Genomic DNA, 23,373 nt, shown 5'->3' on the forward strand with positions numbered 1-23,373 from the left:
CCCACTTCGGTGGGGCTCTTTTGCGTCACCGGGTTCAGCGGGAAAGGGGCGAGGATGAGAGGCCGCAGGAAGGCGTCCGCCGCTCCTCTCCCCCAGCGGGACGGGATCGATGCCGTACGTGTGCGGCTGCCGGAGGATCCCGGTGGGCTCCGGGCGGGCGTCGGGGAGTATCTGGCCGAGCGGTTCGGCGGGGCGATCGGGGCCGAGCGGGTCGCGGCGATGATCGACGCGGGGCGGTTCGTGGGGGCGGACGGGAGAGCTGTACGGGGGGACGAGCCGTACACCGCCGGGCGGAGCCTCTGGTTCCACCGGGACTTCGCGGCCGAGGAGCCGGTTCCCTTCCCCATCGGGATCGTGTACCGGGACGCGCATCTCGTGGTCGCGGACAAGCCGCACTTCCTCGCGACCACACCCCGGGGGCGGCACATCACCGAGACCGCGGTGGCCCGGCTGCGGCGGGAGCTGGGGGTGCCCGCGCTCCAGCCCGCGCACCGGCTGGACCGGCTGACCGCGGGGCTGGTGCTCTTCGTGGTGCGGCCGGAGGAGCGGGGCGCGTACCAGACGCTGTTCCGGGACCGGCTGGTGCGCAAGGAGTACGAGGCGGTGGCCCCGTACGATCCGGAGCTCGTCCTGCCGCGGACCGTACGCAGCCGGATCGTGAAGGAGCGCGGGGTGCTCGCCGCCCGGGAGGAGCCGGGTGAGGCGAACAGCGAGAGTTACGTGGAGCTGGTGGAGCGGCGGGGCGGGCTGGGGCGCTATCGGCTGGCGCCCGCCACCGGGCGGACGCATCAGCTGCGGGTCCACATGAACGCTCTGGGGGTGCCGATCGTCCACGATCCGCTGTATCCGGTGGTGGAGCCGGAGGGGGCGGTGGAGGACTTCTCCCGGCCCCTCCAGCTGGTGGCGCGGCGGCTGGAGTTCACCGATCCGGTCAGCGGGGAGCCGCGCCGCTTCGCGAGCGGGCTGCGGCTCTCCGCCTGGCCGGAGGGGTGACGTACGCGGTGCTCAGTGGCCGCGCTTGATCCAGTCGTCCAGCTGCGGCGCTTCCGCACCGATCGTGGTGGGGTCGCCGTGACCCGTGCGGACCTTGGTGTCGCCCGGGAGGGTGAGCAGCCGGTCCCGGATCGAGTCGATGATCGTGGGGAAGTCCGAGAAGGACCGGCCGGTGGCACCGGGACCGCCCTGGAAGAGCGTGTCACCGGTGAAGACCGTACCCAGCTCGGGGGCGTAGAGGCAGACACAGCCGGGGGCGTGGCCCGGGGTGTGCAGGACCGTGAGGGTGGTGCCCGCGACGGTGATCTCCTGGCCGTCGGCCAGGGGGCCGTCGGGGGTCCGTTCCGGGTGGGTCCGGAGCCAGAGCGGGAGGTCGTGCGGGTGGAGCCAAATCGGGGCGCCGGTGGCCTCGGCGAGGGCCGGGGCGGCGTCGATGTGGTCGTTGTGCGCGTGGGTGCAGACGATGGCGCGCAGCGTACGGCCGCCGAGCGCGGCCTCGATGGCGGCGGCGTCATGGGCGGCGTCGATCACGATCGCCTCGTTGTCGTCGCCGACGATCCAGACGTTGTTGTCGACGTCCCACTCGCCGCCGTCGAGGGCGAAGGTGCCGGAGGTGACCAGGTGGTCGATGCGGGCGGCCATCAGAGGACCACCACCGAGCGGAGGACGTCGCCGTCGTGCATGCGGGCGAAGGCCTGCTCGACGTCGCCCAGGCCGATGGTCTCGGTGACGAAGGCGGCGAGGTCGAGGCGGCCCTGCTGGTGCAGGTCGACGAGCATCGGGAAGTCGCGGGAGGGCAGGCAGTCGCCGTACCAGGAGGACTTGAGCGAGCCGCCGCGGCCGAAGACGTCCAGGAGCGGCAGTTCGAGCTTCATGTCCGGGGTGGGGACGCCGACGAGGACGACCGTTCCGGCGAGGTCGCGGGCGTAGAAGGCCTGTTCGTACGTCTCCGGGCGGCCGACGGCCTCGATGACGACGTCGGCGCCGTTGCCGTCGGTGAGGGCACGGATCGCCTCGACCGGGTCGGTGGAGCGGGAGTTGACGGTGTGGGTGGCGCCCATCTTCTTCGCCGTCTCCAGCTTGCGGTCGTCGATGTCGACCGCGATGATCTTCGCCGCCCCGGCCAGCCGGGCTCCGGCGATCGCCGCGTCGCCGACACCGCCGCAGCCGAGGACGGCGACCGAGTCACCGCGGCCGACCTGGCCGGTGTTGATGGCGGCGCCGATGCCCGCCATCACGCCGCAGCCGAGGAGACCGGCCACCTCGGGGGCGACCTCCGGGTCGACCTTGGTGCACTGGCCGGAGGCGACGAGGGTCTTCTCGGCGAAGGCACCGATGCCGAGGGCGGGCGACAGCTCCGTGCCGTCCAGCAGCGTCATCTTCTGCTTGGCGTTGTGGGTGTCGAAGCAGTACCAGGGGCGACCGCGCAGACAGGCACGGCACTGCCCGCACACCGCACGCCAGTTGAGGATGACGAAGTCACCGGGGGCGACGTCCGTCACACCCTCGCCGACCGACTCCACGACGCCCGCCGCCTCGTGGCCGAGGAGGAAGGGGAACTCGTCGTTGATCCCGCCCTGCTTGTAGTGCAGGTCGGTGTGGCAGACGCCGCACGCCTGGATCTTCACGACGGCCTCTCCGGGACCGGGGTCGGGGATGACGATCGTCTCCACCCGCACCGGCTCGTTCTTCCCTGGAGCGATGACCGCTTGCACCTGCTGTGGCATAACCCTGCTCTCCCTGCTCCCGCGCTTCGTGAAGATCGATCGCGGACCACCGTACGCCTTGGGAGGCCTGCTACGGAGCCAGCACGTCCAGCTCGTGCAGGGCGCCCACCGCGATCTCCCTGGTGATGCGCTCGGCGGCCTCCGGGTCCCCCTCGCGGACCGCTTCGGCCAGGCGTACGTGGAGGGTGACGGCGGCCGGGTCGGGGTCCTCGAACATCACCTGGTGGTGGGTGCGGCCGGCCAGGACCTCGGCGACGACATCCCCGAGGCGGGCGAACATCTCGTTGCCGGAGGCGTTGAGGACGATCCGGTGGAAGGCGATGTCGTGTTCGAGGTAGCCCTCCAGCTGCTGGCCGCGTGAGGTGGCGACCATACCGAGGGCACGTTCGGTGAGCTCGGCGCACTGCTCGGCGGTGGCGTTTCGGGCGGCGAGGGAGGCCGCGACCGGTTCGATGGCCGAGCGCAGCACGGTGAGGGAGCGCAGCTGGCGGGGGCGGTCGGAGCCGGCCAGGCGCCAGCGGATGACCTGGGGGTCGTAGACGTTCCAGGTCTCGGCGGGACGTACGGTCACCCCGACCCGGCGGCGGGACTCGACCAGGTGCATGGACTCCAGGACCCGGACCACTTCGCGGACCACCGTACGGGAGACGTCGAAGCGCTGGGCCAGTTCGTCGGTGCGTAGGACGCTGCCCGGCGGGCACCGGCCGGAGGAGATCTCCAGACCCAGGGTGTCCAGCACATGGGTATGCAGCCCCGGGCTCTGTGCGGTCATGGGGCAAGCCTACGGGGCGGCACCCGGGAGTTAAAAGTACGACGTATACGTCACAGACTCTTGAATAAGTCGTACCTAATGGGTTTCAGTAGCGCGACGGACCGATGTCGAAGAAGACAGCGAGGCACCCATGAGCACCCCCCACGTCGTCGTGGTGATGGGCGTAGCAGGAACCGGCAAGACCACGATCGGTCCCCTGCTCGCCGCCGAACTCGGCGTTCCGTACGCCGAGGGCGACGACTTCCACCCCCCGGCCAACATCGAGAAGATGTCGGCCGGCACCCCCCTGGACGACGACGACCGTTGGCCCTGGCTGGACGCCATCGGTGCGTGGGCGCACGGGCGGGCGGGGCTCGGCGGGGTCGTCTCCAGCTCGGCCCTCAAGCGGTCCTACCGGGACCGGCTGCGGGCCGGGGCGCCCGACGCCCTCTTTCTGCATCTGACCGGCGACCGGGCACTGATCGAGGAGCGGATGGCGGACCGCAAGGGCCACTTCATGCCCACCGCGCTCCTCGACTCGCAGTTCGCGACGTTGCAGCCGCTCCAGGCCGATGAGGCCGGGGTCGACGTCGACGTGTCCGGCACCCCTACGGAAATCACCCAGCGGGCCGTCGCCGCTCTGCGACGACTCGACAGTTAAGGACCATCACCGTGACCAGTCTCAGCGTCGAGATGCTGGCAGCGGACGCCGCCGAACCGATCACCTCGGCAGGCAACGCGCAGTTGGGCATCGCCGTCCTGGCGGGCATCGCCGTCATCGTTCTCCTGATCACCAAGCTCAAGATGCACGCGTTCCTGGCGCTGACCATCGGTTCGCTGGCGCTCGGCTCCTTCGCCGGAGCGGCCCCGGCCGACACGATCGCCAGCTTCACCGCGGGTCTCGGCTCCACCGTCGCGAGCGTCGGCGTCCTCATCGCGCTCGGCGCCATCCTGGGCAAGCTGCTCGCCGACTCGGGCGGGGCCGACCAGATCGTCGACACCATCCTGGCGAAGGCGAGCCGGGGGGCGATGCCCTGGGCGATGGTCCTCATCGCCTCGATCATCGGGCTGCCGCTCTTCTTCGAGGTCGGGATCGTGCTGATGATCCCGGTGGTGCTGCTCGTCGCCAAGCGCGGCAACTTCTCCCTGATGCGGATCGGCATCCCGGCACTGGCCGGCCTCTCCGTGATGCACGGGCTCATCCCGCCGCACCCCGGCCCGCTGGTCGCGATCGACGCCCTGGACGCCAACCTCGGGGTGACGCTGGCGCTCGGTGTGCTGGTCGCCATCCCCACCGTGATCATCGCCGGTCCGGTCTTCGCCCGTTACGCCGCGCGCTGGGTGGACATCGAGCCGCCGGAGAAGATGATCCCGCAGCGGCCGTCCGAGGAGCTGGACCGCCGCCCGAGCTTCGCCGCCACGCTGGTGACGATCCTGCTGCCGGTCGTACTGATGCTGCTCAAGGCGCTCGTCGAGATCGTCGTCGACGACCCGGAGAACAGCGTCCAGCGGGTGACGGACGTGGTCGGCTCGCCGCTGATCGCCCTGCTCGCCGCCGTACTGCTCGGCATGTTCACCCTCGGCCGGGCCGCCGGGTTCACCAAGGGCAAGCTCGCCGGGACCGTGGAGAAGTCGCTCGCCCCGATCGCCGGGATCCTGCTGATCGTCGGCGCCGGCGGTGGCTTCAAGCAGACGCTGATCGACGCCGGGGTCGGCCAGATGATCCTGGACTTCTCCGAGAACTGGTCGATCCCCGCCCTGCTGCTCGGCTGGCTGATCGCCGTCGCGATCCGCCTGGCCACCGGCTCGGCCACGGTCGCCACGATCTCCGCCGCCGGTCTGGTCGCCCCGCTCGCGGCCGACATGTCGACCGCGCACGCGGCCCTGCTGGTCCTCGCGGTCGGCGCCGGTTCGCTCTTCTTCAGCCATGTGAACGACGCCGGGTTCTGGCTGGTGAAGGAGTATTTCGGGATGGACGTCGGCCAGACCGTGAAGACCTGGTCGGTGATGGAGACGATCATCTCGGTGGTCGCGATGGCCTTCATCTTGCTGCTGTCGCTGTTGCTGTAGCGGCCTCCCGCGGAGGAGAAGCGCCCGCCCGGGTGGAGTCCACCGGGGCGGGCGCTTCCGTGCGTACGGAGACAGGGGTTACGGGGTGTTCAGCGGCGGGTGGCCTCGCTCTCGGCCGCCTTCTCCAGCTGGAACGCCTCATTGCCGAGACCGATGCGGGCGTGCACCTCGGGCTTGACCTTGCGCAGGACCAGTCCGTAGACCAGGCCGCCGACCAGGGCGAGGACGATCACGCCGGGCAGCAGCCAGTTGAGGACCGAGCCGGAGCCGGAGCCCACGAGGACGTCGAAGTCGCGGACGGTGAAGAGGGCGATCGACAGGAGCGCGATCCCGGCCAGGCCGGAGGCGACCAGGCGCGGGGCCTGGGCGCGGCCCGCGCCGCGCTTGACGAAGAAGGCGATGACGGCGAAGGAGGCGGCGGCCATCAGCAGGATGACGCCCAACGCGCCGACGTTGCCCATCCAGGTGAACAGGCGCAGGACGGGGACGGTGGGGTCACCGATGTGGTTGTCGTCGGTGAAGGCGAAGGCGAGCACGATCACGACGGAGATGACGGACTGGAGCAGCGAGCCGGTGCCGGGGGCGCCGCTGGCCCGGTTGGTGCGGCCGAAGCGGGCGGGCAGCAGGCCCTCGCGGCCCATGGCGAAGGCGTAGCGGGCGACGACGTTGTGGAAGCTGAGGAGCGCCGCGAACATGCCGGTGACGAAGAGGATGTGCAGGACGTCGGTGAAGGTGGCGCCGAGCCGCTCCTCGGTCAGGCCGAACAGCATGCCGGGGCCCTCCTTGAGGGAGGTGTCGGCGATGAAGCCGGGTCCGGCGGCGACCGTCAGGGCCCAGGAGCTGATGGCGAGGAACAGCGCCGCGTACCCCACCGCGAGGAACATCACCCGGGAGACCACGATCTGCGGGCGGCTGGTCTCCTCGGCGTAGACCGGCGCCTGCTCGAAGCCGACGAACGCGGCGATGCAGAAGCAGAGCGCGGTGGAGAGCCCGGCGCCGGTGAGGGTCTCGGGGTTGAACGCCTGGAACGAGAGGCCCTCGGGGCCCGGCTCGGAGACGGCGGCGATGTCGAAGATCACGACGAGGAGGCACTCGATGACCAGCAGGACGCCGAGCACCTTGGCGTTGAGGTCGATCTTCAGCCAGCCGAGGACGCCGACCACGAGGACCGAGACCAGCGCGGGTATCCACCACTGGACGTCGATGCCGAGGTACGTGGAGAAGATGACGGAGACCTCGAAGCCGAGAATCCCGTAGATGCCGACCTGCATCGCGCTGTACGCCACCAGCGCCACGAGCGAGGCGCCGGCGCCGGCGGTGGGGCCGAGGCCCCGGGCGATGTACGCGTAGAAGGCGCCGGCGTTGTGGACGTGCCGGCTCATCTCCGCGTAGCCGACGCTGAACAGCATCAGGACGGCGCCGAGGATGACGTAGAGCAGGGGCTGGCCGACGATGCCCATCACGCCGAAGACCGTGGGCATCACCCCGGCGACCACCATCAGCGGGGCGCTGGCGGCGAGTACGGAGAGCAGCAGGCCTGGGGTGCCGAGGCGGTTCGCCCGCAGGGCGCGTTCCTCACCCTTGTAGGTGTTGATCCCGCCGGTATCGCCCGTCAGCCGGGTGGTACCGGTCTGCCGGGTCCTGCCTGGAAATGAACTGCCCGTCGACATGGCGGGGGTGGTCCCTTCTTCGGTTCTGGGTCCTCGGTCATTCGGTGCTCGGTGCCAGCCGCTCTGTGCCCGGCGAGCCGTTGCTCAGGGGGTGCCGAGTGCGTGGTCGCGGGCCGCGGTGAACGCGGTGTACGGGTCGCGGCCCGCGTACGACCAGGGGGCGGCCGTGGCGTGCGGGCCGATGCGGTGGAAGAGCGCGGCCGCCTCGGCGGTCCGGCCCTCGCAGACCTTGGCGTGGGCCAGGAAGTTGAGGTCGACGCGGTGGCGGGGGTGGTCCTCGCGCTCCCACTCCAGCCACCAGTCGAAGGCGGCCTTCATCACCTGCCGGGCCCGCCGCCCCGACCAGTGCCCGGAGGCCACCGGGTCGTCGGGCTCGCTGCCCGCCGCCACCAGTACGCGGTAGCGCTCGGCGTGGGCGACGACCGGGAGCACCGCCAGCGGCGAGTCGGCCGGGGCCTGTTCGGCGGCCCAGGCGGCGAAGTCGTACACCTCGTGGAGCGGGTCCTGGCCGCTGTCGGGGTGGCTCTCGGCCAGTTGCGCGGTCATCACGTGGTGGGCGTGGTGGTGCTCGGGGTGGCGGGAGCGGACCTCCTCGAAGAGCCTGCCGGTCTCGTCCCCGCCACCGTCGCGGCCCCGGTCCAGGAGGAGCAGGGCGAGCCACGGGGTGGGGTCGTCGGGGGTGAGCCGGGCGGCGGCGAGGCAGGCCTGCCGGGCCCGGCCGGCATGGCCGGGCTTGGCCTTGGGGCGCAGGGCCCGTACGACGAAGGCGCAGCCGAGGAGGGTGGTGGCGTCCGCGCTCTCGGGTTCGGCGAGCAGCCAGTCACCGGCCCAGCCCGCGGCGGAGGGGACCTCGGCCAGGGCGAGGAGGCGGTGCCCCCGGCGGTCCCAGTCGTTCCCGGTGGCCACCAGCAGGGCCCGGGCGTCACCCCATCGCCCCTGAGTGAACTGGCTCCGCGCGTCGACCAGTTCGCGGTCGTCCAGGGCCGGGTCGAAGGCGTGGTCCGAGCGGCCGTCCCGGCGGCGGGAGCGGCCCAGGGGCGGCGGAGGCGGGGACATGCCGCTGACTTCTTTCGACGCGGTGTGCGAGCGGATGATCGCGCACAGCAAAGCGGCAGGGAATGCTCCGAGTCAAGGGGAGGCCGCCGTCAACTCATCTCCCCTTCCGCATAGTTGACTGGAATTCGTTGCGGGTGATCAGGCGTTTGCGCAGCGTGCGGGCGGGATGGGCGGGTGCGGAGTGACGCCTGACACACTGGAGGCATGGAACCCCGTGAACCGCTGAGCCCCTTCCTCCTGGCCTTTCCCGGCCCGCTGCGCGACCGGCTGGTGGCGGCGGTCCTCTCCGGCGAGAAGGTGTCCACCTCCGGGCTGTTGGCCGAGTACGAGCTGGAGCAGGAGGAGCTTCCGCCGGTGGGCGAACGGTCCGCGCTGATCGACTCGGAGGGGCGGGAGGTGGCGGTGGTGGAGCTGACCGAGGTGCGGGTGCTGCCGCTGGGGGAGGTCGGTCTCCAGCACGCACTGGACGAGGGCGAGGGGTACCGGTCGGTGGCCGAATGGCGTGCGGGGCACGAGGCGTTCTGGCACGGGGAGGAGATGCGGGAGGCGATGGGCGATCCGTCGTTCACGGTGGATGACGGGACGATGATCGTGGCCGAGCGGTTCCGGGTGGTGGAGCGGCTGGACGGGGACGGGGCCTCCTCCGGGTGAGAGGCCCCGCGGTGTGCGGGCGGCGCCTTCGGCCGGGTGAGGCTCCGGGGTGCCGCCCCGGGCCCCGCTCCTCCACAGCCGGAGGAGATCGAACGCGCCGTAGGGGTCCTGTCAGGAAACCGCTCTCGCCGCCGCCCTTCCCGCTGCTCGGCCCGAGAAGATGCAGCCGCCGAGGAACGTGCCCTCCAGCGAGCGGTAGCCGTGGACTCCGCCGCCGCCGAAACCGGCCGCCTCGCCCGCCGCGTACAGGCCGGACAGCGGGGTGCCGTCCGCGGTCAGGACCTGGGAGGAGAGGTCCGTCTCCAGGCCGCCCAGAGATTTTCGGGTCAGGATGTTGAGGCGTACGGCGATGAGCGGGCCCGCCGCCGGGTCCAGGATGCGGTGCGGTTTCGCCGTGCGGATCAGGCGGTCGCCCAGGTAGGCGCGGGCGCCGTGGACCGCGGTGACCTGGAGGTCCTTGGTGAAGGGGTTGGCGATCTCCCGGTCGCGGGCGGTGATCTCTCGGCGCAGCTCCTCCACGTCGATCAGACCGTCGCCACTCACCGCGTTCATGCCCCGGACCAGCGCGTCCAGGTCCTTCTCGACGACGAAGTCCGCGCCGTGGTCCATGAACGCCTTGACCGGTGCGGGCACGTCCGCGCGGGCCCGGCCGATCACGTCGCGGACCGACTTGCCGGTCAGGTCCGGGTTCTGCTCGGAGCCGGAGAGGGCGAACTCCTTGCCGATGATGCGCTGGTTGAGGACGAACCAGGTGTAGCCGTGGCCGGACTTCATGATGTGTTCGAGGGTGCCGAGCGTGTCGAAGCCGGGGAAGAGCGGGACCGGCAGCCGCTTGCCCCGGGCGTCCAGCCAGAGGGAGGAGGGGCCGGGCAGGATGCGGATGGCGTGTTTGGACCAGATCGGGTTCCAGTTCTCGATGCCCTCCGTGTAGTGCCACATCCGGTCGCGGTTGATGTGGTGGGCGCCCGCCTCCTCGGCGATGCCCAGCATCAGCCCGTCGACATGGGCGGGGACGCCGGAGAGCAGCTTCTCGGGCGGGGTGCCGAGCCGCTCGGGCCACTGGGAGCGGACCAGGTCGTGGTTGCCTCCGATGCCTCCGGAGGTGACGATCACCGCCTGGGCCTTGAGCTCGAAGGCCCCGGTCACCTCCCGTCCGGAGGCGGTGCCGCGTTCGGCCCCGCTCGGCTCCAGGATCTCGCCGGTGACCGTGTCCAGCGCACCGGCCGTGCGCGCGAGACCGGTGACACGGTGGCGGAACCGCAGCTGGACGAGCCCCTTGGCGACGCCCGCGCGGACCCGCCGCTCGAAGGGGGCGACGACGCCGGGCCCGGTGCCCCAGGTGATGTGGAAGCGGGGTACGGAGTTGCCGTGTCCGGTCGCGTCGTAGCCGCCGCGCTCCGCCCAGCCGACGACCGGGAAGATGCGCAGCCCCTGCTGGTGCAGCCAGGAGCGTTTCTCCCCGGCCGCGAAGTCGACGTACGCCTCGGCCCACTTCCTCGGCCAGTGGTCCTCCTCGCGGTCGAACCCGGCGGTGCCGTACCAGTCCTGGAGGGCCAGCTCCCGGCTGTCCTTGATCCGCAGCCGCCGCTGCTCGGGCGAGTCGACGAGGAAGAGACCGCCGAAGGACCAGTGGGCCTGCCCGCCGATGGACTGCTCGGGCTCCTGGTCCAGGACGATCACGGAACGGCCGGCGTCGACCAGCTCGGCGGTGGCCACGAGTCCGGCGAGGCCTGCCCCGATCACGATCACATCAGCGTCGTACGCCATGGGTTCCATCCTGTCGGGAAGGGGCAGCCGGGAGACAAGTTACCCGTGCGTCAGATCTTGGGGACCGGCCGCTGCCACGTCAACCACCCGGGTGCTGTTGGATGAAACGCATGAGGCCTTCTGACGAGATCCTGGACATCGTCGACGAGAACGACGAGGTCATCGGCCAGGCACCCCGCGGCGAGGCGATCGCCCGGGGCCTGCGCCACCGCTGCGTCTTCATCGAGGCCCGCGACGCCGGGGGCCGCCTCTTCGTCCACCGCCGCACGGCGGACAAGCTGCTCTTCCCCTCGCACTACGACATGTTCGTCGGCGGGGTGGTGGGCGCGGGCGAGTCCTACGACGAGGCGGCGCTGCGCGAGGCGGAGGAGGAGCTGGGCGTCTCGGGGCTGCCGGAGCCCGAGCCGCTGTTCCGGTTCCTCTACTCCGGCGGCCGGCACACCTGGTGGTCGGCCGTCTACCAGGTGCGCTGCGAGCTTCCGGTGACCCCGCAGCCGGAGGAGGTCGCCTGGCACACCTTCCTGGACGACGCGGAGCTCGAAGAGCGTCTCGGCGAGTGGCCGTGGGTGCCGGACGGGGTGGAGGCGTACCGGCGGCTCAAGGGGTTCCGGGCCCTCTGAGCTCGTAAGGTGCCCCTGTGAACAAGATCGCGCAGAGCGTACGGCTGTGGTTCGCGCCGCAGCGGATCCGGGACGAGGGGGACACCCCCGACTACCGGTTCTCGCTGGCCAACGAGCGGACGTTCCTCGCCTGGATCCGGACCGCGCTGGCGCTGATCGGCGGGGGCTTCGCCGTGGACCAGTTCCTGCCGGAGCTGGCCTGGGGCGTGCGGGCCGGGCTCGCTCTCGGGCTGCTCGCGGCGGGGGTGCTGTGTGCGCTGCGGGCGGTCAACCACTGGGTGCGGTGCGAGCGGGCGATGCGGCGGGGGGAGGATCTGCCGGTCTCCCGGTTCCCGACGGTGCTGGGGATGGTGGTGGCGGTCGTGGCCGTGGCGATGGTGGTGGTGGTCCTCTTCGGCTGGGAGGGCCGGTGACGGCGGTGGCGGACCGGGATCCGGGGCTCCAGCCGGAGCGGACCCGGCTCGCCTGGCGGCGTACGACGTTGTCCGCCACGGTGGTGGCGCTGCTCGCCGGACGGCAGGCGCTGCACAGCGGTGCGACCCCGGCCGGGCTGGTCGCCCTGGCGCTGACCGTGGCGGCCTGGCTGGGGTTCCTGGCGGTGGCGCACCGGCGGGTGCAGCGCATGGGCGTGGCACGGCCGGAGCCGCTCGCGCCGCGCCGGGCGCTGACGGCGGTGCTGTGCACGGTGGCGTTCGCGGTGTTCGCGGCGGCGATGCTGTTCTGAGCGTGCCCGGGTCCCACGGCCTCAGCAGCCCCGGTCCCAGTGCGTCGGCCGTCCCAGGTCCCCGGGCGTCGGCCGTCCCGGTCCCCAGGGCGTCAGCTGTCCCAGTCCACCCTGACCACGATCTTGCCGCGGGTGCGTCCCTCCTGGTTGAGGCGGTACGCCTCGGCCGCCTGCTCCAGCGGGAAGACCCGGTCCACATGGACGGTGACGATGCCCTGTTCGGCCAGCTCCGCGAGCTGGGTCAGGTCGGCGGCGTCGGGACGGACGAAGGCGTAGCGGCCGCCGTAGGAGAAGACCTCGTTGTCGGCGATGGAGGCGAGCCGGCCGCCCTCGGCGAGCGTCTCGGCCGAGACCCGCAGCGCCTCGCCGCCCACCGTGTCGAAGGCGGCGTCGAAGCCCTCGGGGACCAGCTCCCGCAGCCGGTCGGCGAGGCCGTCCCCGTACTCCACCGGTTCGGCGCCGAGGCTCCGTACGTGGTCGTGGTTGCGGGCGCTCGCGGTGCCGACGACCCGGCAGCCGGTGTGCCGGGCGAGCTGTACGGCGAGCGAGCCGACGCCGCCCGCCGCCGCGTGGACGAGGACGGTGTCGCCGTCGCGGATCTTCAGGGTGCGGTGCAGCACCTGGTACGCGGTGAGCCCGGCCAGCGGCAGGCCCGCGGCCTCCTCGAAGCTGAGCCTGAGCGGCTTGCGGGCGAGGGTGCGTACGGGGGCGGCGACGTACTCGGCGAACGTACCGCGGGAGAGGAAGTCCTCCCGGACGTAGCCGATCACCTCGTCCCCGACCCCGAACTCGTCGACGGCGATGCCCGGTTGCACGACCACCCCGGAGACATCCAGCCGGGGACCACAGGGAAGACGGCGTCGAGGCCGCCCTGGAGGTAGCCCTCGCGGGCCTTCCAGTCGACCGGGTTGACGGCGGCGGCCCGCACCTTCACCAGGACCGTGTCGGGGCCGACCTTGGGGTCGGGCCGCTCGCCGTACTCCAGGACATCGGCCGAGCCGTACGCGCTGTAGCTGATCGCCTTCATCCCTCGACCTTCGGCGCAGGCCGGGGTCGTCGCAACTCAGGGCCGTACGGCGGTGCGGGACGGCAGCCAGGTGCGGGGGCGTGGCCGGTGTGCCGGAGGCCGGTCAGGAAGGCGGTGGTGGTCTCCGGACAGGCAGCCCGCTCCGGCCCGCCCGACGGTGAGGGGGGGGTGGCCGAGGTCGCGTACGAGGGTGCCCACCCGTGTGAGGGCGGCCTGGTCGTCCCCGCGGAGCGGGACGGCCGTCGGGAGCGGCCCAGAGGTGGGCCGGGAGGTGGTTGAACGCCTCGACCACCCGGGCGGCGGTTACGCCCCCGCAGAAGTGGGACGAGGAGGCCTGGCGGAGAGTCTCCCCGCCCCTCACCAGCGCGGGATCGCCGGTGTCACCCATTCCGGGTCGCGCCTGCGCATCGCCGCCGCGTCGTCGCGCTCGCGGTGGGTGCCGTCGTCGGCCAGCCAGCGGCGGTGCAGGGCGGCCAGGCGGTCGTGGTCCAGCTGGACGCCGAGGCCGGGGGTGTCGGAGACGGTGAGCCGGCCGTCGGTGAAGGTGTGGCGTCCGGTGATCACATCTTCGGTCTGCCAGGGGTAGTGGCTGTCGCAGGCGTACGCGAGGTCCGGCACGGTGGCGGCGACCTGGGTCATCGCGGCGAGGCTGATGCCGAGGTGGGTGTTGGAGTGCATGGAGAGCCCGACGCCGAACGTGCGGCAGAGCGCGGCGAGTTCGCGGGTCCGGTGGAGGCCGCCCCAGTAGTGGTGGTCGCCGAGGACGATCTGTACGGCGTCGGCGGCGAAGGCCTCGGGGACCTCGGCGAGCGTGGTGACACACATGTTGGTGGCCAGCGGGACGTCGGTGGCGGCGGAGACCGCGGCCATGGACCGGGTGCCGCTGGTGGGGTCCTCCAGGTATTCCAGGACGCCCTTGAGCTGCTCGGCGACGTACAGCGAGGTGGGGACGGACCAGGCGCCGTTGGGGTCCAGGCGGAGCGGGCGGCCGGGGAACGCCTCGGCCAGGGCGTGGATCGCGGCGATCTCCTCGTCGGGCGGGAGGACGCCGCCCTTGAGCTTGAAGGAGCCGAAGCCGTACGTGTCGGCGAAGCGCCGGGCCTGGGCGACGATGCCCGCCGGGTCGAGGGCCGCGCCCCAGTCGTCGCGTTCGCCGTCCTGCGGGTGGCCGGCCCAGCGGTAGAAGAGGTACGCGCTGTACTCGACGGTGTCGCGGACCTTCCCGCCGAGCAGCGCGTGCACGGGCAGGCCGAGCGCCTTGCCGAGAGCGTCCAGGCAGGCGACCTCGAAGGCGGAGACGACGGAGAGGCGGATCTTGTCGGCGCTCTGGACCCCGCGCAGCCCGCCCGCCTCCACGCGGAGGTCCGCCTGCCGTGTGTCGCCGCACACCTCCTCGGCCAAGGCGAACAGCGCGTTCAGATCGGTGACCGTGCGGCCGGGAAGCGCCCGGGCGAGCGCGCCCGCGGGGTCCAGGTACTTCCCGTCCCCGTAGGTCTCCCCGACTCCGGTCACCCCGCCCCGCGTGACCACTTCCACGATGAGCCGGGGCGTGTACGGCTGGTGGACACCCTGGGCGTTGAGCAGGGGTGGATCGGCGACGAGGATCGGGGTGAGCCGGACCTCTTCGATGACCACGTCGGTACGCATACATGAACTTTATTCAGGGATGAGACCTCCGACCAGAGTCCGGTGTCACTTCCGCCGCCCGATTACGGGAGTTCACTGGACGACATACCGACTGGTCGGCATCATGGTCAGCGATCGTGGTCACGAGCAGGCGACCGCCTCGCCCGACCGCCTCGTTCCATCGCCCCGGAGGTACGCCCCATGAGTCCCGTCCCCCCACCAGGTCTCGACCCGGAGCTGCTGCGCGGCCATCTGGACCGCGAACGGCCGGGGCTGGTGAGCGGACCCCTCGAAGCGCGGCTGATCGAGGGCGGCCGCTCGAACCTGACGTACACGGTCACCGACGGGACCGGCCGGTGGGTGGTCCGCAGGCCGCCGCTGGGCCATGTGCTGGCCACCGCGCACGACATGAAGCGCGAGCACCGGGTGATCAGCGCCCTGCACCCCACCGCCGTGCCGGTGCCGGAGCCGGTGCTGCTCTGCGAGGACGATGCGGTGCTCGGTGCGCCCTTCTACGTCATGGAGCACGTCGAGGGCACCCCGTACCGCACCGCCGAACAGCTCGCTCCCCTGGGTCCCGAGCGCACCCGGGGCGCCGTTCTCGCGCTCGTGGACACGCTGGTCGACCTGCACGCGGTGGACCCGGTAGCCGTCGGGCTCGGGGACTTCGGGCGGCCGGAGGGGTTCCTGGACCGGCAGCTGCGGCGCTGGGGCAAGCAGCTGGACGCCTCCCGCAACCGCGATCTGGCCGGCATCGACGAGCTGCACGCCTCGCTGGGCCGGGAGCTGCCGGTCTCCCCCGCGCCCACCGTCGTCCACGGCGACTACCGCCTGGACAACGTGCTGCTCGGCCCGGACGACCGCATCAACGCCGTCCTGGACTGGGAGATGTCCACCCTGGGCGACCCGCTGACCGACCTCGGGCTCCTCGTGATGTACAGCTCCGACCTCGATCTGCCGCGCTCCCCCGTCTCCACCACCAGCGGCGCCGCCGGGCACCCCTCCCCCGCCGAGCTGATCGAGCGGTACGCCGCCGGGTCGGGCCGGGACACCTCCGCGATCTCCTGGTACACCGCGTTCGCCTGGTTCAAGCTCGCCGTGATCCTGGAGGGCATCCACTACCGCTACACCCTCGGCCAGACCGTCGGCGCGGGCTTCGATCAGATCGGCGATCTGGTCCCGGTCTTCATCGAGCACGGCCTCACCACTCTCCAGGAAGGCTGAACCCCATGGACTTCGCATTCGACGCCCGTACCGAGGAGCTGCGGAGCAGGCTGCTCGCCTTCATGGACGAGTACGTCCACCCGGCCGAGAAGACCGACCACGAACAGCGGGCGCTGCTCACCTCGCCGTGGGACACCCCGGCGGTCGTGGACGAGCTGAAGGCGGAGGCGCGGCGGCAGGGGCTGTGGAATCTCTTCCTGCCCGACGCGGAGTACGGGGCCGGGCTGACGAACCTCCAGTACGCGCCGCTCGCCGAGATCACCGGCCGCTCACCGCACCTCGCGCCGACCGCGCTGAACTGCGCGGCCCCGGACACCGGGAACATGGAGGTCCTCCTCCAGTTCGCCACCGACGAGCAGAAGAAGCGGTGGCTGGAGCCGCTGCTGGCCGGGGAGATCCGTTCCGCGTTCGCGATGACGGAGCCGGAGGTGGCGTCGTCGGACGCGACGAACATCGAGACCCGGATCGTGCGGGACGGCGACTCGTACGTCATCAACGGGCGCAAGTGGTACATCTCCGGGGCGATGAACCCGCAGTGCGCGGTCTTCATCGTGATGGGCAAGACCGACCCGGACGGCGCCGACATCCGCCGCCAGCAGTCGATGATCCTGGTCCCGCGCGACACCCCGGGTCTTGAGGTGCGCCGCGCCATGCGGGTGTACGGGTACGAGGACCACTCCCACGGCGGCCACGCCGAGGTGGTCTTCCATGACGTACGGGTGCCCGCGTCGAACCTGATCGGTGAGGAGGGCGGCGGATTCGGCATCGCCCAGGCGCGGCTGGGGCCGGGGCGGATCCACCACTGCATGCGGCTGATCGGGATGGCGGAGCGGGCCATCGAGTTGATGTGCCGCCGGGCGGTGGAACGTACGGCGTTCGGCAAGCCGCTGGCCCAGCAGGGTGTCGTGCAGAACTGGATCGCCGACGCCCGGGTGACGGTGGAGCAGCTGCGGCTGCTGGTGCTGAAGACGGCCTGGCTGATGGACACGGTGGGCAACAAGGGGGCGCACACCGAGATCCAGGCGATCAAGATCGCCACGCCGCGCGCGGTGGTGGACATCCTGGACTCCGCGGTGCAGCTGCACGGTGCGGGCGGGGTGAGCCAGGACTTCCCGCTGGCGGAGCTGTGGGCGTCGGCGCGGACGCTGCGGCTGGCGGACGGGCCAGACGAGGTGCACCAGCGGTCGCTGGCCCGGCGGGAGATCAAGCGGTACCTGTGAACCGTGTGTGGCCCCCTCCTGGGGAGGGGGCCACAGTCCGAGCGCCGGAAGGTCAGAAGGTGAGCTTCCAGCTGTCGATGTAGCCGGTGTCGGACCGGTAGAGGTCCTGCACCCGGAGCTTCCAGCCGCCGTTGGCGGCCTTGGCGGAGGCGTTGACGGTGTACGTCGTGTTGACGTTGGCCGCCGAGTCGCCGCTGCTGGAGTTCTTCAGCCGGTAGGCGGTGCCGTCCGGTGCCAGCAGATCGATGACGAGGTCGCCGCGGTAGGTGTGCTTGATGTCCACGCCCACCTGGAGGGCGGCGGGGGCGTTGCCGGTCCGGCCGGAGACCGTGATCGTGGAGGTCACGGCCGCCCCGGCGTCCGGGATGTTGACCCGGGTGGAGTTGGTGTAGACGTCGCCGGCGGGCGGTTCGCCCGTGGAGCCCGCGGAGAGGGTCCAGATCGCGTGGGCGGCGGCGTCGCTGTTGCGGTCCAGGGCGGTGTCGTTGATGTTCGCCGTGGTGTCGCACGAGGTGTGGTAGCAGCGGTCGAAGGCCTGACCCTGCGTCCCGCCCCACTTCTGCACCTGGGCGGCGGTCTTGGTGCGGCTGGCGCCGGTGAAGAGACCGCCGACGGGGACGCCCGCCGACTTGAACGGGGCGTGGTCGGAGCGGCCGTCGCCCTCGGTCTCGATCTCGGTGGGTACGCCGAGGCCGGCGAAGTAGTCCTTGAAGGTCTTCTCGATGACCGGGTCGTCGTCGTAGACGAAGTAGCCCGCGTTCGGCGAGCCGATCATGTCGAAGTTGAGGTAGCCGGAGATCTTCGAACGCTCGGCGGACGGCAGGTTGTTGACGTAGAACTTGGAGCCGATCAGCCCCAGCTCCTCCGCACCCCACCAGGCGAACCGCAGGTGCTTGTCGGGCTGGTAGCCGGTGCGGGAGACGGCGAGGGCGGTCTCCAGGACGGCGGCCGAGCCGGAGGCGTTGTCGTTGATCCCGGCGCCGGAGGAGACGGAGTCCAGGTGGGCCCCGGCGAAGACGACCTTGTTCGGGTCGCCGCCGGGCCAGTCGGCTATCAGGTTGTAGCCGGTGGCGCCGCTGGAGGTGAACTGCTGGAGGGTCGTGGTGTATCCGGCCGCGTCGAGTTTGGCCTTCACGTAGTCGACGGACGCCTTGTAGCCGGGGCGGCCGTGGGCGCGGTTGCCGCCGTTGTTCGCGGCGATCGTCGAGAACTGGGTGAGGTGGCCCTTGACGTTGGCCAGGGATATGTCGGGCGCTGCGACGGCGGCCGGCGCCGTGGTCGTCGCCGGTGCGGCCTGCGCGGTGGGCGCGGCGCTCCCGAGGAGGGCCGCGAGGGCGACGGCGGCGACGGCCGCCGGGGATCTGCGCAGGGTGAGGCGGTTCGGTCTCATGGTGGGGCTCCGGATTCCGTTCGGGGACTGACGGAACGTGCGGGGGCACCCGGCCGCGTGGAACGTACGGCCGGGTCCTGGAGCTGGTGGTGCGCACCGCATGGCCGTCGGCCGGTGCGATGCGTGACCGATGGTCAATGAGGTGACCGTGTTCCGTCAAGAGCGGAAAGCGGACATGTCAGTTCCATTAACGAACACATATCGGCGTTTGGACGTGTTCAACCGGCTCTGAACAGGGCGCTGTCGAGCAGGCCGGTGTTACGGGCGCAGGGCCCGCAGCAGCAGATCCGCGAGGTGGTCGGCGACCTCCTGGCGGCTGAGCGGGCCGTCCGGGCGGTACCAGGTGGAGAGGTGGTGGACCGAGCCGAAGTGGTAGTCGACCACCAGGTCGGCGGGGGTGGCGGTGGAGAACACCCCGCTCCGCTGCCCCTCCTCGATCAGCGCCCGGAACCGCTCGTGGTAGCGGCGGCGCTCCACCCGTACCTGCTTGTTCTTCTCGGGGCTCAGGTGGTGCATGGAGCGGAAGAAGATCGCGGCGTCGTCCAGGTTGTCGATGGTCGTGACGACCACGTCGGCGGCCGCGTCGCGCAGCCGCTGCTCGACGGGGGCCTCCGCGCCCGCGAAGGCGTCCAGCCGCTCCTGCTGGAGCCGCAGCACCCGGGCGTAGACCTCCTGGAGCAGGTCCTCCTTGGAGCCGAAGTAGTGGTAGAGCGCCCCCTTGGTGACGCCCGCCGCCTCGACGATCTCCTGGACCGAGGTGCGGTCGTACCCGCGCTCGGCGAAGAGCCGGGTGGCGGCGGCCAGCAGCCTCTGGGGGACGGGAGTGCCGTTCTGCTCCGTCGCCTTGACCATGAGCCGCCACCTGCCTTTCATACCGTGCGTTCGCTGTTCCGACGAGGTTCTAACGGGAGGAACGCAGTTCCCGCCTGAGGATCTTCCCACTCGCCGTCTTCGGCAGCTCGCTCAGGATCTCCACCTCGCGCGGATACTTGTACGCCGCGAGCCTTTCCTTGCAGTACGTCCCCAGCTCACCCGGTTCCACGGATGCGCCCGGACGCAGACTGACATAGGCCCGTACGGTCTCCCCCCGGTACGCGTCGGGCACGCCTACGACGGCCGCCTCGCGCACCGCCGGGTGGGTGTACAGGACGTCCTCCACCTCACGGGGCCAGACCTTGAACCCCGAGGCGTTGATCATGTCCTTCTTGCGGTCGACGACGTAGAGCCAGCCCGCCGCGTCCATGAACCCGATGTCGCCGGTGCGCAGCTCGCCGTCCGGGAAAGCGGCCTCGGTGGCCTCGGGGAGGTTCCAGTAGCCGGAGACCACCTGGGGGCCGCGGACCGTGATCTCGCCCTGCTCCCCGAAGGGCACCTCCCGCCCCGTCTCGTCGAGGATCCGTACGACGGTGTCGGGGCCGGGCACGCCGACGGAGAGGGTGCCGGAGCCCGGGTCCACCGGGGCCTCGCGCTCGGGCGGGACCGAGGCGCAGGGGGCGGTGCACTCGGTGAGGCCGTAGCCGTTGCGGATGTACGGGCCGAAGCCGGCGCGGAACTTCTCCACCAGCGCGGGCGGCAGCGGAGCGCCGCCGGAGGAGATCACCTGGAAGGAGGCGAAGTGGTCCGGCGTGACGTCCGGGTGGGCGGCCAGGGCCATGAAGGCGGTGGAGGGGCCGACCGTGTAGGCCGGGCGGTGGGCGGCGAAGGCGTCGAGGACGACGCCCGCCTCGAAGCGGTAGGCCAGGACCAGAGTGCCCGCGTTGGCGATGCAGGCGGCGAGCTCGCAGACCATGCCGGTGATGTGGAAGAGCGGGGCGAGCGCGAAGTAGGCGGAGCCCTCGGCCACGGGGTGGCCGGTGCGCTGGCGTTCCGCGTTGACCATGATGTTGGCGTGGGAGTTCATGGCGCCCTTGGGGATGCCGCTGGTCCCGGAGGTGTAGCTGATCAGCGCCACGTCCCCGGCGGTGAGCTCCCGGCCGTCCGGGGGCGCGTGGCCGGCCCGGGCGACCGTCAGCAGGTCGTCGGCCAGGTCGTCGGGGCCGGGGCGGGGAGCCGCTCGAAGCCCAGCACACGGGGGTCGTCCACGCTCTGGAGGTCCAGCTCGCAGGCGGTCAGCGCGATGGTGAGGTCCGGGGCGGCCTCGGCGGTCTCCCGCAGATACGCCGCCCAGGCCCGGTCCGAGCAGACGAGGGCGGTGACCCCGGCGTCCTTCAGCACGTGCCCGACCTCGCCGGACCTGTACATCGGATTGAGCGGTACGACGGTGGCCCCCGCCTTCCATGCGCCGAGGAGCGCGAGGACGAAGTGCGGGCTGTTCTGGAGCATGATCGCGACCCGGTCGCCGTGCCGCAGGCCCCGGGCGGCGAGGTGTCCGGCCACCGAGTCGGAGAGCGCGTCGGTCTCGGCGTAGGTCAGGCGCCCGTCGAAGTAGGCGAGGGCCGGGTGGTCTTCGGGGCCCTCGCGACGGCGTCCCGGAAGGCGTGCAGCACGGTCGGGGCGGGGGTGATCGGGGCCCGCTGGGCGTCGCTGAGGAGGGCGAGCCACGGCTTGGCCGCGTAACGGGAAGGGGTGGAACCCGCGTCGGTCATGCGCCGCTCGCCTCCCACTTCTGCTGGAGGCGGTTCATGCTGCCCATCCACCGGTCGGGGTCGGTGGCGCGCGCCTGGTAGTACCCGGCGACCTCGGGGTGCGGCAGGACCAGGAAGCGGTCGGCCGCCATCGCGTCGAACAGCGCGTCGGCGACCGCGTCCGGCTCGATGGCTCCGGGGGCGAGCACCAGCTCACCGGCCGAACCGGCGGCGGTGAGCATGTCCGTACGTACGCCCTGCGGGCAGATGGCGTGAACCTTGATGCCGCGGTGGCGGTAGGTGAGCGAGAGCCACTCGGCGAAGGCCACCGCCCCGTGCTTGGTGACGCTGTAGGGGGCCGCGCCCATCATCGTCAGCAGTCCGGCGGCGGAGGCGGTGGTGACGAAGCGCCCGCTGCCGCGCTCCAGCCACTGCGGCAGCAGGGCCCTGGCCGCGCGGACGTGGGCCATCACATTGACGTCCCAGGCGGCGGCCCAGACCTCCTCGTCGGCGAACGCGTCACCGGGCGAGGCGAGTCCGGCGTTGGCGCAGTAGATGTCCACCGTGCCGTCCAGCGCGTCTCGGGCCGCCTCCACGATGCCGGAGGCGTCCCCGGCGACGGCGGTCCCGCCGATCTCCTCCGCGAGCAGCTCGATGCGCGCGGGGTCGAGGTCGTTGACGACGACCCGCGCGCCCTGCTCGGCGAACCTGCGGGCCAGGGCGGCGCCGATGCCGCCTCCAGCCCCTGTGACCACTACGCCGGCGCCTCGCACCGTATCCGCCGTGCTCATCGTCGTACCGCCTTCCGTCCACCTGCGTCCGGTCCCTCCGCACCGGCAGACTAACCGGTCGGTATGTGATCGGGGAAGGGCCGGGAAGGCCCCCGGGGCAGGTCGGCGGGGTGGCGGTCCGGCTCGGGGAATCGGCGCGGCCCGGGTCGTTCCGTGCGGCCTGCGGTCGCGCTAGCGTGCGTGGCCATGACAGTCGGCGCGATCATGGAGGTAGCGGAATGAGTCTGTCCCGACGTGGTGTGCTGGCCGCCGGAGGCGCTCTGGGAGCGCTGGCGGCCGGTACCGGTGGAGCAGCGGCCACCGCCTCCGTACGCGGCCCCGGGCACGGGCGCACACGGGTGCGTACCGGCTTCGACCGGCTGGCGGCCGACGGCTACCGGCTGCTGAGGGGCCGGAAGGTCGGCATCGTCACCAACCCGACCGGGGTCACCGCCGACGTACGGCACATCGTCGACGTGATGCACCCGGACTCCCGGGTGAACCTGACCGCCGTCTTCGGCCCCGAGCACGGCTTCCGGGGGACCGCGCAGGCGGGCGGTTCGGAGGGGCGCTACGACGACCCGGCGACCGGGCTGCCGGTCTACGACACGTACCTCAAGAGCGGGCAGGAGCTCGCGGACATCTTCACCGCGTCGGGCGTGGACACGGTGCTCTTCGACATCCAGGACGCGGGCGCGCGCTTCTACACGTACATCTGGACGCTGTACGACTGCATGGAGGCGGCCGCGCTCGCGGGCAAGCGGCTGGTGGTGCTGGACCGGCCCAACCCGGTGACCGGGCGGGCGGCGCTGGGTCCGGTGCTGGACCCGGCGTTCGCCACGTTCGTCGGCCGCCGGGAGATCGCCCAGGCGCACGGGATGACGGTGGCGGAGCTGGCGCTGTTCTTCAACGCGGAGTTCCTGCACGAGAATCCGGTGCGGCTGGAGGTGGTGACGATGTCGGGATGGCGGCGCTCGGACTTCTTCGACGCCACCGGACTCCCGTGGGTGCCGCCGAGTCCGAACATGCCGACGCCGGAGACAGCCCTCGTCTACCCCGGCACCTGCCTCTTCGAGGGCACGAACCTCTCCGAGGGCCGGGGCACCACGCGCCCCTTCGAGCTGCTGGGCGCGGAGGGCATCGACCACCGCTGGGCGGCCGCCGCCAACGCGCTGCGGCTGCCGGGGGTCGCCTTCCGGGAGGCGTACTTCGCGCCGACGTTCTCCAAGTTCGAGGGGAAGACGGTGGGCGGGGTGCAGGTGCACGTCCAGGACCGGGAGGTCTTCGACCCGGTGCGCACGGGCATCGGCCTGCTGGTCACGGCGAAGCGGACGTGGAGCGGGTTCGCCTGGCGCCCGGACAACTGGATCGACAAGCTCACCGGGAACACCAGGGTCCGCACCATGATCGACGCCGGGGCGGACACGGACGCGGTGGTGGCGGCGTGGCAGGCGGACCTGACGGCGTTCCGGGCGAAGCGGCGGAGGTATCTGCGGTACGGGGGGTAGTGCGGGGCCCGTCGC

General features: G+C 71.7%; 20 protein-coding genes and 2 pseudogenes. 10 read left to right on the top strand and 12 right to left on the bottom strand.

All coding sequences use genetic code 11. From position 1 onward, the window contains the following. The first annotated feature begins 54 nt into the window (after positions 1-54). Positions 55-993, top strand: a complete 939-nt coding sequence (locus tag D6270_RS05505) for an RluA family pseudouridine synthase (RefSeq protein WP_109166472.1) — start codon at positions 55-57, stop codon at positions 991-993. A gap of 12 nt (positions 994-1,005) precedes the next feature. Here D6270_RS05505 and D6270_RS05510 read toward each other — a convergent pair whose 3' ends face one another. The 3 genes from D6270_RS05510 to D6270_RS05520 form a co-directional block, all read right to left on the bottom strand. After that, the gene (locus D6270_RS05510) at positions 1,006-1,635 is read right to left on the bottom strand and encodes an MBL fold metallo-hydrolase (protein WP_109166471.1); all 630 of its coding nucleotides are present in this window, start codon (positions 1,633-1,635) and stop codon (positions 1,006-1,008) included. Continuing rightward, on the bottom strand, positions 1,635-2,720 hold the full coding sequence (locus D6270_RS05515) for an S-(hydroxymethyl)mycothiol dehydrogenase (RefSeq protein ID WP_109166470.1): 1,086 nt from the start codon (positions 2,718-2,720) through the stop codon (positions 1,635-1,637). Before D6270_RS05515 ends, D6270_RS05510 begins: the two co-directional genes overlap by 1 nt. Positions 2,721-2,790: 70 nt before the next feature. Next, positions 2,791-3,492 (bottom strand): FadR/GntR family transcriptional regulator, encoded by a 702-nt coding sequence (locus D6270_RS05520; RefSeq protein WP_109166469.1) that lies wholly within the window; start codon positions 3,490-3,492, stop codon positions 2,791-2,793. Between the two features lie 130 nt (positions 3,493-3,622). On the opposite strand from D6270_RS05520, the gene D6270_RS05525 reads away from it, so the two are divergent. Beyond that, positions 3,623-4,132: a gluconokinase gene (locus D6270_RS05525; protein ID WP_109166468.1), complete on the top strand. Its 510-nt coding sequence runs from the start codon at positions 3,623-3,625 to the stop codon at positions 4,130-4,132. 11 nt (positions 4,133-4,143) lie between these two features. Continuing rightward, on the top strand, positions 4,144-5,541 hold the full coding sequence (locus tag D6270_RS05530) for a GntP family permease (RefSeq protein ID WP_109166467.1): 1,398 nt from the start codon (positions 4,144-4,146) through the stop codon (positions 5,539-5,541). A gap of 89 nt (positions 5,542-5,630) precedes the next feature. Here the strand turns inward: D6270_RS05530 and D6270_RS05535 are convergent, their stop codons facing one another. Together D6270_RS05535 and D6270_RS05540 are read right to left on the bottom strand one after the other, a co-directional pair. Beyond that, on the bottom strand, positions 5,631-7,211 hold the full coding sequence (locus D6270_RS05535) for an APC family permease (RefSeq protein WP_109166466.1): 1,581 nt from the start codon (positions 7,209-7,211) through the stop codon (positions 5,631-5,633). Between the two features lie 84 nt (positions 7,212-7,295). Continuing rightward, on the bottom strand, positions 7,296-8,267 hold the full coding sequence (locus tag D6270_RS05540; RefSeq protein WP_109166465.1) for a hypothetical protein: 972 nt from the start codon (positions 8,265-8,267) through the stop codon (positions 7,296-7,298). Positions 8,268-8,471: 204 nt separating this feature from the next. Here D6270_RS05540 and D6270_RS05545 point away from each other — a divergent pair, with 204 nt between their 5' ends. Beyond that, entirely contained in the window at positions 8,472-8,918 is a 447-nt protein-coding gene (locus tag D6270_RS05545) for an ASCH domain-containing protein (RefSeq protein ID WP_109166464.1), read from the top strand. 111 nt (positions 8,919-9,029) lie between these two features. Here D6270_RS05545 and D6270_RS05550 read toward each other — a convergent pair whose 3' ends face one another. Beyond that, a complete protein-coding gene (locus D6270_RS05550; protein ID WP_109166463.1) occupies positions 9,030-10,685 on the bottom strand; it encodes an FAD-binding dehydrogenase in 1,656 nt (551 codons plus the stop codon). 110 nt (positions 10,686-10,795) lie between these two features. Here D6270_RS05550 and D6270_RS05555 point away from each other — a divergent pair, with 110 nt between their 5' ends. From D6270_RS05555 to D6270_RS05565, 3 genes are read left to right on the top strand one after another with little or no spacing between them, the layout of a single operon-like run. Next, positions 10,796-11,305, top strand: coding sequence for an NUDIX domain-containing protein (locus tag D6270_RS05555; RefSeq protein WP_109166462.1), 510 nt, complete (start codon positions 10,796-10,798; stop codon positions 11,303-11,305). Positions 11,306-11,322: 17 nt separating this feature from the next. Then, positions 11,323-11,718: a YidH family protein gene (locus D6270_RS05560; RefSeq protein WP_109166461.1), complete on the top strand. Its 396-nt coding sequence runs from the start codon at positions 11,323-11,325 to the stop codon at positions 11,716-11,718. Beyond that, a complete protein-coding gene (locus D6270_RS05565; RefSeq protein ID WP_109166460.1) occupies positions 11,715-12,029 on the top strand; it encodes a DUF202 domain-containing protein in 315 nt (104 codons plus the stop codon). The genes D6270_RS05560 and D6270_RS05565 overlap by 4 nt, the downstream gene beginning before the upstream one ends. A 92-nt stretch (positions 12,030-12,121) precedes the next feature. Here D6270_RS05565 and D6270_RS05570 read toward each other — a convergent pair. Both D6270_RS05570 and D6270_RS05575 read right to left on the bottom strand, forming a co-directional pair. Next, a pseudogene (locus D6270_RS05570) lies at positions 12,122-13,056 on the bottom strand (NADP-dependent oxidoreductase). Between the two features lie 357 nt (positions 13,057-13,413). Beyond that, positions 13,414-14,703 carry an enolase C-terminal domain-like protein gene (locus D6270_RS05575; RefSeq protein WP_109166458.1) on the bottom strand — a complete coding sequence of 430 codons (1,290 nt, stop codon included), beginning with the start codon at positions 14,701-14,703 and terminating at the stop codon, positions 13,414-13,416. Between the two features lie 180 nt (positions 14,704-14,883). On the opposite strand from D6270_RS05575, the gene D6270_RS05580 reads away from it, so the two are divergent. Beyond that, on the top strand, positions 14,884-15,906 hold the full coding sequence (locus tag D6270_RS05580; protein ID WP_109166457.1) for a phosphotransferase family protein: 1,023 nt from the start codon (positions 14,884-14,886) through the stop codon (positions 15,904-15,906). A gap of 5 nt (positions 15,907-15,911) precedes the next feature. Further along, positions 15,912-17,126, top strand: a complete 1,215-nt coding sequence (locus D6270_RS05585; protein ID WP_109166456.1) for an acyl-CoA dehydrogenase family protein — start codon at positions 15,912-15,914, stop codon at positions 17,124-17,126. Between the two features lie 52 nt (positions 17,127-17,178). Here the strand turns inward: D6270_RS05585 and D6270_RS05590 are convergent, their stop codons facing one another. The 4 genes and pseudogenes from D6270_RS05590 to D6270_RS05605 form a co-directional block, all read right to left on the bottom strand. Beyond that, complete coding sequence (locus D6270_RS05590) at positions 17,179-18,516, bottom strand: M28 family metallopeptidase (RefSeq protein WP_109166455.1); 1,338 nt, start codon at positions 18,514-18,516, stop codon at positions 17,179-17,181. A 258-nt stretch (positions 18,517-18,774) separates the two neighbouring features. Continuing rightward, positions 18,775-19,368: a TetR/AcrR family transcriptional regulator gene (locus D6270_RS05595; RefSeq protein WP_109166454.1), complete on the bottom strand. Its 594-nt coding sequence runs from the start codon at positions 19,366-19,368 to the stop codon at positions 18,775-18,777. A 49-nt stretch (positions 19,369-19,417) separates the two neighbouring features. Next, positions 19,418-21,101: pseudogene (locus D6270_RS05600) on the bottom strand (AMP-binding protein). Then, entirely contained in the window at positions 21,098-21,871 is a 774-nt protein-coding gene (locus tag D6270_RS05605; protein WP_109166453.1) for an SDR family oxidoreductase, read from the bottom strand. Before D6270_RS05605 ends, D6270_RS05600 begins: the two are co-directional and overlap by 4 nt. A gap of 218 nt (positions 21,872-22,089) precedes the next feature. On the opposite strand from D6270_RS05605, the gene D6270_RS05610 reads away from it, so the two are divergent. Beyond that, positions 22,090-23,358, top strand: coding sequence for an exo-beta-N-acetylmuramidase NamZ family protein (locus tag D6270_RS05610; RefSeq protein WP_109166452.1), 1,269 nt, complete (start codon positions 22,090-22,092; stop codon positions 23,356-23,358). Positions 23,359-23,373 lie beyond the last annotated feature (15 nt).

It is taken from the genome of Streptomyces griseus subsp. griseus, assembly GCF_003610995.1.
Taxonomy (GTDB): Bacteria; Actinomycetota; Actinomycetes; order Streptomycetales; family Streptomycetaceae; genus Streptomyces.